6 protein-coding genes and 1 pseudogene are annotated in these 6,444 nt (G+C 68.5%); 2 read left to right on the top strand and 5 right to left on the bottom strand.

The window, feature by feature from the left end; genetic code table 11:
• Positions 1 to 441: 441 nt before the first annotated feature.
• The 4 genes and pseudogenes from A9O63_RS23300 to A9O63_RS07530 all read right to left on the bottom strand — a co-directional run.
• Positions 442 to 615 (bottom strand): annotated as a pseudogene (locus A9O63_RS23300) (replication initiation protein); the annotation flags it as partial.
• A gap of 123 nt (positions 616 to 738) precedes the next feature.
• Positions 739 to 1,785, bottom strand: a complete 1,047-nt coding sequence (locus tag A9O63_RS07540; RefSeq protein WP_069331376.1) for an HlyD family secretion protein — start codon at positions 1,783 to 1,785, stop codon at positions 739 to 741.
• A complete protein-coding gene (locus A9O63_RS07535; protein ID WP_069331375.1) occupies positions 1,782 to 3,428 on the bottom strand; it encodes an MFS transporter in 1,647 nt (548 codons plus the stop codon). Before A9O63_RS07535 ends, A9O63_RS07540 begins: the two co-directional genes overlap by 4 nt.
• A complete protein-coding gene (locus A9O63_RS07530; RefSeq protein ID WP_069331374.1) occupies positions 3,425 to 3,853 on the bottom strand; it encodes a MarR family winged helix-turn-helix transcriptional regulator in 429 nt (142 codons plus the stop codon). The genes A9O63_RS07535 and A9O63_RS07530 overlap by 4 nt, the downstream gene beginning before the upstream one ends.
• A 230-nt stretch (positions 3,854 to 4,083) precedes the next feature.
• On the opposite strand from A9O63_RS07530, the gene A9O63_RS07525 reads away from it, so the two are divergent.
• A complete protein-coding gene (locus A9O63_RS07525) occupies positions 4,084 to 4,506 on the top strand; it encodes a DUF4405 domain-containing protein (RefSeq protein ID WP_069331373.1) in 423 nt (140 codons plus the stop codon).
• Between the two features lie 25 nt (positions 4,507 to 4,531).
• Here A9O63_RS07525 and A9O63_RS07520 read toward each other — a convergent pair whose 3' ends face one another.
• Entirely contained in the window at positions 4,532 to 5,173 is a 642-nt protein-coding gene (locus tag A9O63_RS07520) for an acetyltransferase (protein WP_069331372.1), read from the bottom strand.
• Positions 5,174 to 5,533: 360 nt separating this feature from the next.
• Between A9O63_RS07520 and A9O63_RS07515 the strand changes: the two genes are divergently transcribed.
• Positions 5,534 to 6,295, top strand: a complete 762-nt coding sequence (locus A9O63_RS07515) for a response regulator transcription factor (RefSeq protein ID WP_069331371.1) — start codon at positions 5,534 to 5,536, stop codon at positions 6,293 to 6,295.
• The last annotated feature ends 149 nt before the right edge of the window (positions 6,296 to 6,444 follow it).

The following is a 6,444-nucleotide window of genomic DNA, read 5'->3' as shown; positions in this document are numbered from 1 at the left end:
GCCCGAGGTCTTTCTGTCCATGTGCCAAGTTACCGAAGTAACGTGACCCACAAGACAGTGAAGCTTTCACCTACATCATCGCCGAAGCTAGTAGGCCGATATGCATCCGGTCCGCCGTCGAAACGACCAAACCGCCCGCATATCCCTTCATCATCATCAATGTCAAAGAGCGCAGAAGACAAAACAAACCGAGACGCCAGTCAACCAGCGATCCCGTCCGCCTCATCTTCCAGATGTCCCGAGACCCTCAAGGCAGCGCCGCCGCCTCTCAACCCCGTCACCGTCGCCGTTCCGCTTCGGTGAGGCGCTATCTAGGGAACCGCAAAAAAACCCGCAAGAGGAAAAATGACAGCGCCGCGGAAATTCCTCGCAACTCCCTGATCCGAAAGGACTTCACCAGACGCGCCGCGCAGCCCTCCCGCCCCCTGCCCCGCTCGGGCTTCAGGCCGCGATTCCCTCGAAGATCCCCGGCTCCAGCTCCTCCCAGAAGGCAAAGATCGCCCGCGCATTCAGCGCAGATCCCCAACCCAGCCTCGCAAAATCCGCCCGCTCGAGATCCCCCTCGAGACGGCGCAGAAACAGCCGACCGTCCGCATCCCGCTGAGTCGGATTCCGGGAATCGGGGCCGAATCGAGTCGGATCCGGGGTCTCTCAGCCGACTCGGGCTCGCGGTCAGGAGCGAGTGGCCCGCTTCCGCGCGACCCCGGACGGTGCGGCGGGCCGCACCGGGGAGCCCGGTCAGAGGGTCCGGTCGGGGTCCGTCTCCACCAAGACCACGACCGACAGGCCCGGCGCCAGATGCTCGCCCCCCTCCTGACCCGGATCGATGGAGATGCGCACCGGCACCCGCTGGGCGATCTTCGTGAAGTTGCCCGTCGCATTGGTGCCCGCCATCAGGCTGAACTCGGACGCCGCCGCGGGCGAGAAGGCCGCCACGCGCCCGGTGAAGAGGCGCCCCCCCATGGCGTCGACGCTGAAGGCCACCCGCTGGTTCAGCGCGAGGCCATGCAGGTTCGTCTCCTTGAAGTTCGCGATCACCCAGCGGTCACGCCCCACATGCGAGACGAGCGCCGTGCCGGCACTGACATACTGGCCCACGCGGGCGCCCACCTGGCCGAGCTTGCCCGGCCCGGGCGCATGGATCACCGTGTTCGCGAGATCGATGCGGGCGAGCTCCACCGCCGCCTCGGCGGTGGCAATCTGCGCCTCGGCCGTGGCGATCTGGGCGCGGGCGGAATTCACCTCCTCGCGCAGCACCTCGAGCTGGGCCTCGGACTGGGCGACCTCGGCCTCGGCCCGCTGCAGCGCCAGCTGGACCTGCTCGCCGGTGGCGGTGGAGGCCACGCCCCGCGCGCGCAGTTCCTCGGTGCGGACGCTGTCGGCCATGGCGGTGGCGAGTGCGGAACGGGCGGCCTCGAGCGCCGCCTCGCCGGAGGTGACATTGGCCTCGGCCGAATGGACACCCTGCGTCGCCACCTCGCGCGCAGCACGGGCCGAGGCGAGCGTGGCCTGGGCCTGGGCCAGCTTCTGGCGATAGATGCGGTCGTCGATGCGCGCGATCACGTCGCCCGCCTCGACGGTCTGGAAGTCGGTCACCTCGACCGCGCTCAGATAGCCCGAGAGCTGCGGCGCGACGGTCGTCACATTGCCGCGCAGATAGGCGTTCTCGGTCGTGGGCATCGCCGGCGCGAAGGGCGGCAGGTGCCAGGCGAACAGCAGCAGAAGCACGCCCGCGAGGCCGATGAGGCTGGCGATGGCAGTGGGGAGCATCAGGGAACGGTTCATGTCGCAGCCTCTTGCACGGGAGTTTCGGCCTCCGAAGGCGCGGGACGCGCCAGCCACAGGGCCAGGCGGTCGCGGAGCAGATGCAGCAGCAGAAGCGCCATGGCCCCGAGCGCCACGAGGCAGATCAGGAAATAGGCGTCGTTGTAGGCCATCACATAGGCCTCGGTGGAGGCCTGCTGGGCAAGGCCCGAGACAGCCTGTGCGCGGAGCGCGCCTGCGTCGGTGGACTGGCTCGCCAGCCCCGCCGCGCCGCGGGCGATCGCCGAGACCAACTGCGGATCGGTGGCGGACATCTGCTCGGTCAGGGTCTGGAGGTGGAACGCCTGCCGGTGATTGATGAAGGTGGTGAAGATCCCCGACCCGGCCACCCCGCCGAAGCTCTGGGTGGTCAGGAAGACGATGATGAAGGAGAGGATGTAGTTCGGCCCCTTCTGCAACGCCGCCATCAGCCCGAGGATCAGCGAGGGCGGCAGGAACAGGATCGCGGCAAAGCCGATCAACGCCTGGCTCACGATCATCTGCTCGGGCCGCGTGGCGGCCGTGGCATGGGAGTCGAGGAAGGCCCCGAGCGCGATCAGCGCCAGCGCCACGAAGTGGAACTGCGGCGCGCGGTCCGCCCGGATCCAGGGCACGCAGGCGAGCGCGCCGAGGATGCCTGCGCCGAGGATCACCGCGAAAAGCCCGGTCAGCTGCGAGGGCGCGAGCCCCAGCACCTGAAAGAGCCGCGGCGCGCCGGTGCTCTGCTCCGACAGGATCAGGCGAAAGAGGAAGAGCGTGATCGCGAGATGCAGCATCGCGGGGCTTGCCAGCCAGCGGAAATCGACGAGCGGCGCCTTGCGGTTCAACTCGACCACCAGCGCCGCGGCGAGAGAGGCGACCGAGGCCGCCATCAGAACCCCGATCCAGGGCGCGTCGGTCCACCAGTGGATCGGCCCCATGATGACGGCGACGGTCAGGCCGCCCAGCCCGAAGGCCATCAGCCCGAAGGACAGGAAGTCCATCCGCTCGATCACCTTCTGGTGCGGCACCGGACGCAGCGGCAGGAGGTAGACCAGCGCGATCGAGACGAGCGCGAGGCCGAGGGGGGTCAGATGCACGCTCCAGAGCCCGCCGTCGCCGATCAGCGCCGGCGAGATCACCCGCGCGAGGTTCGGCGCGCCCATCAGCACCGCCATCACCATCGGAATGCCGATGCGCATCTTGTTCTGCGGGCTGAGCGGCTCGAGCATGTAGAGAAAGCCCAGCGTCGAGAGCGGAGCCGACGCCACGCCCGAGAGGAACTGGACGACGACGGCCGAGCGCAGGTCCGAGATCCAGAGGCTCGCGAAGGCCACCAGCGCATAGAGGACGATCCCCACCTCGGCGAAGCGGCGCAGGCCGAACTGGGTGCGGATCTTGACCAGCATCAAGGGCAGCGAGGCGCGCGGGATCATGTAGGCCGCCATGAGCCAGCTCGCCTGGGTGGTGGTCACGCCGAGGTCGCCCGCGAACTGCGGAATGTTGGCGGACACGAACCCCTGCCCCAGCCCCTGCGAGAGGCCCACGATCACGGCGGCCGCGAAATACGGCCAGCCCTGCCGCAGCGGAAGCGGCGGCGCGGGCGGCGCGCTCGCCGCGGCGGAAGGCGCAGGGGCGGCGGTCATGAGCGGTTCAGCCGCGCCGCATTGGCGGCGATCCGTTCAAGGGCCGCATGGACCCGGGGCAGGTCGGCCTCGTCCACGCCCTCGAACAGCTCGGTGCGGACGGCACGGACGAAGCGGGTGATGGCCGCCGAATGGGCCTTTTCGCTCAGGAACAGGGCGCGCTTGCGCGCGTCTCCCTCGATGGCCCGGCGCTCGAGGAAGCCATCCCGCTCCAACGCCTCGACCTGCCGCTTCAGCGTCGGCGGCTCGATCCCGAGCGCATGGGCCAGCTCGGCCTGCGTGGCACCCTCCATGCCCGCGAGCGTCGTGAGCACGCGCGCCCGAGACAGGGTCAGCCCCACATCCGCGGCACTGCGATCGTAGCCACGCCGCAATTCGCGGATGACACGGAGGAGGGTTTCGAGGGTGGCGCTGTGTTGGGGCATAGGAAGCATGATAATTAGTTAGCTTGCTATCGATATGGGGCGAATTCTGCCGGGGCAAGCCCCGACATGGCAGACATGCGCCGGCTGCAAGGGTGGGTCCGCTCCGAGGGCCGTGTCCCGGTCCGCGGTAGCCCCGTCCTGTGTCACCGCCATCCCGATCCGATTGACGCGGCGCATCGCGCGGGCGGCGGCCCTCGGTCAAGCTGGGGCTCCCGAACGGAGGAACCGCCATGTCCATCCAGTCTCCGGCGCCCGCCCGGCCCTTTTCGTTCCGCGCCGCCGCCGTCTTCGCCATCGGCCTTTCGTCCGCGCTGATGCTCCTCTCGGGCCTCGTCCTCGTCGCGGCCCCCAGCGGCCGGATCGCACGCGACCTGAGCTGGCGCCTCTGGGGCCTCGACAGGACCGGCTGGGAGGTGCTGCATCTGACCGGCTCGGTCCTCTTCGTCGCGGTCGTGCTCTGGCATCTGCTGCTGCACGCCTCCGTGGTGCGCAACCTCGTCTGGAACGCGGCGGCTCATTCGGTCAGCCACCGGCGCGAGGTGCTGGCCGCCACGGCGGCGGTCCTCCTCGTCTGCGGGCTCGCGGTGCTGGACCTGCCGCCGGCAAGCTGGCTCGGCGCGCTGATGGGCTACATGCGAAGGGACTTCTGGTAGCGGCCGGCAGAGAGGCCGGGGGCGGCTACCCGGCCGGGCGCCGCGGCAACGGGCGGGCCGGGTTGCCGGCCACGACCGCGCCGGGAGCCACGTCCCGCACCACCACCGCGCCCATTCCGACCAGCGCCCCGTCTCCGATGGTGATGCCGTTGCGGATCGCCGCGCCGCTGCCGATGTAGCAGTCGGCCCCGATCCGGGCGCCCCCGGCCACGATGACCCCTGCCCCCACCAGCGAATGCGCGCCGATCGTCACGTCATGGTGCAGGATCGCATGGGGCATCACCAGCACATGGTCGCCGATCCGGGCGTTGGAGGTGACGGTGACGCCGTGGTAAATCGCCGTTCCGCAGCCGATGTCGGCCATGCGCGACACCCGCGCGGACGGATGGGCCACGCGCGCGAACCGCTCGCGCGGCAGACCGAGATCCGCGATGATCCGGCCGCGGACGCGGAAGCTGCGCTCGGATCCGATCAGGCAGAGAAACCGGGCCTCTCCGAACCTGGCCGCACGCGCCAGAGGCAGCACCGGCACCCCCTCGAAGCGCGTCCCGGCGCGCCGAGGATCGTCGTCGAGGATCGCGGGGATCTCATGGGCCGCCTCGAGCGACTCGAAGAGCTCGACGAGATTGCCGGAGAGGCCGATGGGCACGAGAATGGGTTTGGTCATCGGGTCCTTCGCACAAACTTCTTGCTTAATCGCTCGCTCGCCGGAGGATCCCACCACCCCAGTTCGACTAGCAGTTGTATTTTCGACATATGGGTGCGTTTAAACCCAAAGGAACTAGGTCGTCCTGTAGGGTCGACATTAAAGAATTGTTAATATCTGATGAAGCCGTGAGGGAATCATCGTGCGAGTTGAGAGGCCTAAGCCATTAGGATAGTAGCCCGCCAACTTTGTGTCATCCAGTGCTCCTTTTGGAACCAACGCTTCTTCCGCCCTCGACCGCATTACACGACTTAATACTCTCGCCTGCATAATTATCATTAGGATCAGCCAGCTTATTCAGACGAATTGGAGGAAATTGCTTTGGACGGTATACAAGCCCTTGAACGAAATCACGACAGCGACCTGTCTCACGGCGGCCCCCTGCCCGCGCCTTCCTCCCCGCGCGACCCCTGCGTCAGCATCATTTCCGACCGCGGGTTCGAGCGGGAATGCCTCGCGACGTCCCTGAGGAACCTCATCCCCGGCGCCCTCTTCCGGGGATATGGCAACGAGGCCGCCTGGCGTGCCGATGCACCGGGCCGCGAGACCGACGAGGTCCTGCTCTTCAGCCTCGGATCGGCGCGCATCGACGACGACGAGATGCGGAGCTACCTTCTGGGCTTCATCGCCCGGGTCGCGCCGCGGCGCGTGGTGGTGCTCGGCGAGCATGACGACGCGGCCTCGCTCTTCGAAGCCATCGACTGTGGCGCGGCCAGCTACATTCCCTCGAGCGTCGGCCTCGAGGAACTGGTGGCGGCGATCCGCTTCTCCTGCCCGCGCAGCGTGCTCGTTCCGCGGAAGAGCATCATGGCGCTGCGCCATGCGATGGTGGTTCCGGGCGGCGAGGACCGCGGGCTGAGCCGGTTCTTCACCGACCGCCAGCTCGACGTGGCCCGTGCGCTGCTGCAGGGCGCGGCCAACAAGACGATCGCGCACGAGCTGAACCTCTGCGAGAGCACGGTGAAGGTTCATATCCGCAACATCATGCGCAAGCTGAAGGCGACCAACCGCACCCAGGCGGCCTTTCGGCTGAACCAGATCGCGGACGGCACCTTCAGCCCGGACTGCGCCCAGCGCGCCTGACCGCGCCGACCGTCCGATGCCGCCCGGCTCCGGGCGGCATTCGTCTGTCCGGCCCCGGGCTGCCGCGGCACGGCCGCAAGAGGCTAAGGCCCCGCCGCCGCCCGGAAACGGGACGCCGCGCCGCCCTCTGCCCGGCGCGTCGCCGGGTC

It is taken from the genome of Cereibacter johrii, assembly GCF_001720585.1.
GTDB classification, from domain to species: Bacteria; Pseudomonadota; Alphaproteobacteria; order Rhodobacterales; family Rhodobacteraceae; genus Cereibacter_A; species Cereibacter_A johrii.
The sequence above is the reverse complement of the archived record's forward strand: the minus strand, read 5'-3'. Positions and strand labels throughout refer to the sequence as shown.